We start from the raw sequence: 2,430 nt of genomic DNA, 5'->3' as shown, positions 1-2,430 counted from the left end.
CACAGACAACTAAACTCACACAATCTACCAAACCGGTCGCCTCGGTCAAGTAACCCCCCAAAGTGAGGGAACCGAATCGAGCCCGCTTGCGTCAAACCCAGTGACGCTCCATATGATTCGGGGTTCGCTCGAGCAGCGAATCCCGAGGGGCATCACCGTGTTCAATATTGAGGAGGGGTTACATTGCGTACACGTAGCAAGTTCATGGGGTGCCTGGCCACGGGCGTACTCGGCGCGGCAACGCTGATAGCCGGAGCGGGTTTTGGTGCTGGCGCAGCATCGGCATTCACGGCGAGCGGCCCATGTTTCACCAATGAGAACGTGCGGGTGATTGCTTGCTCGTTCCCCACCGTGGAGGAGTGCCAGGACTGGAGGTCGCAGCAACAACGCCCGACGGCGGCCAACTGCGAGTGGAACTCCGCAGGTAATCACCGCCCTGACTGGGACAATCCGGCGGGGCACATCGCGGCAACGTTCTACTGATCTGCCGACAGCTCAGGCCCCGCAACACCTCGGTGCGGGGCCCTGCGGAGTGTCCGGTGCTGACTGGGCCCGGCCCTTGGCCCATTTCTCGGTCTCACCGGCCGTTCGCAGTAGGAGATCGGGAAGCACCCCCCACGATGGGTCGGGAAGAGGCGATGGTGGCGCACGACGGTGTCGCGCCGGATCCCTCGCCCGCCAAGAAGCCTGTCGCCGAAGTGAAGTGAGCTAGCCGGGCGGGGTCGCCTGCTTCGCGGAATCCGCGCGGAGTTCGGCGACCTCGGTCCGCAGGGCTTTGACCTCGTCGACCAGGTCGCGGAGCATGTTCTCCGCGCGGTCGGCGGCGGCGTCCACGGTCTTGAGCTGTTCGACGACCCAGGTGGTCATGGTGCCGATGGCGAACGAGATCAGGCCGATGCCCAGCGTCATCAGGACCAGCGAGACCAGCCTGCCCTCGGTGGTCACCGGGTAGACGTCGCCGTAGCCGACCGTGGTCACCGAGACCGCCGACCACCACAGTGCGTCGCCGAAGGTCTCGATCTTGGAGTCGGGTGCGCCGTATTCGGCGTCGAAGAAGGCCAGACTCGACAGCAACAGGATCAGCAGGGAACTGGTGGCCACGAAGGTCACCAGGCGGGTGCGCGGATGCGTCGCGCGGTTGAGGGCGTCGAGCAGCAGCAGCGAAGCACGGAGCAGCCGCAGCGGGCGAAACGGCGGCACGAGCACGACCAGCAGGTCGAGAGGATGCTTGCGGAGGAAGCGCAACCGGTCGCCCGAGAGCCGCAATCTGACCACGAAATCGACGAAGAACACCGCCCAGATCGCGATATCGGCCAGCACGAGACCGGTATCGAGGCGCGGTGACACATCGGTGTCGAGCACCCGCCACGCGTACATGACGACGAACACCACCGCGAGCGCCATCAACGGCAGATTGGTCGCGCGCTCCCACCGCTGCCTGCGGGTGAGTGGACGGTCGGTTGTTGACGAATTCATGCGGCTACCTGGGTCGACGGGCTCTGGCCCGCCGACCGTACCCTGCTCTTTGGTCGAGCAGGTCAGAGATCGTCGGCCGACATCCCGAATTTGCGCCGGATCGGGAACGACGCCAGGACGCCGAGGACCAGGATCAGGCCGATGGCGCCGGAACCGATCAGCGCCACGTTGCGCGCGGTGTTGTCCGCGGGCGGCGGCGGTGCGGGCACCGCGAGCTGCAGGCTGCGCGCCGGGCTGGCCTGCTTCGGCGGAAGTTCCCTCGGCACTTCGTTGGTCAGCGCCGCGACGGGATCCACTGCGCCGTAACCGATGTACGGATTCCAGCCCTCTGCCGGTGCGTGGGCCGTGGCCTGCAACCGCTGGATGACCTGCTTGGCGGTCAGGTCCGGGAACCTGTCGCGCACCAGCGCGGCGACGCCTGCGACGTACGGCGAAGCGAAACTTGTTCCGCTGTAGGCCATGTACTTGCCCTGGTTGTCGTACTTGCCGTCGGAGATGCCGGCGGTCCTGGCATCGAGGGACGTAATGCCTTCTCCCGGTGCGGCAATGCCGACCCATGGACCGGGCACGGTGAACGACGACGGTGCGCCGTTGGCGCCGATGGAGCCGACCGAGAGCACATATTCGTCGTACCAGGCGGGATTCACATAGGTGCGGATCGTGCTCCACAGATCCTGTGCGGGCTTGAGCGGGTCCGGCCCGGGATTGCCCGACTTGCAGGCGTTGTCGGAGTTACCCGCCGAGCTGACGATCACCACGTCCTTCTCCAGCGCCGCGTACCGCACGGCCGCGCCGAGCGCGCCGAACGCCGCTTCGTTGGCCGGGGAACCGCTGTTGCAGGCGACGAGCGAGATGTTGATCACGCGGGCGCCGAAGTCGGCCGCCCGCCGGATCGCGCTCGCGAGTGAGGAGACCTTGCCGTAGCCCTCGGGGAAATCGTCGGGCCCCTTGTTC

2 protein-coding genes are annotated in these 2,430 nt (G+C 66.2%); both read right to left on the bottom strand.

Annotation, left to right across the window (positions count from 1 at the left end):
- Positions 1-708 precede the first annotated feature (708 nt).
- The gene (locus tag ACFWF3_RS32260) at positions 709-1,476 is read right to left on the bottom strand and encodes a potassium channel family protein (RefSeq protein ID WP_379317615.1); all 768 of its coding nucleotides are present in this window, start codon (positions 1,474-1,476) and stop codon (positions 709-711) included.
- Positions 1,477-1,538: 62 nt separating this feature from the next.
- On the bottom strand, positions 1,539-2,430 hold an 892-nt coding region (mycP, locus tag ACFWF3_RS32255), incomplete at its 5' end, for a type VII secretion-associated serine protease mycosin (protein ID WP_379317613.1).

It is taken from the genome of Nocardia sp. NPDC060220 (assembly GCF_042727815.1).
Lineage (GTDB): Bacteria > Actinomycetota > Actinomycetes > Mycobacteriales > Mycobacteriaceae > Nocardia.
The sequence above is the reverse complement of the archived record's forward strand: the minus strand, read 5'-3'. Positions and strand labels throughout refer to the sequence as shown.

Coding starts and splice junctions, on each gene's coding strand:
- ACFWF3_RS32260 (WP_379317615.1), bottom strand. CDS start 1,476: ATGAATTCGTCAACAACCGACCGTCCACTCACCCGCAGGCAGCGGTGG.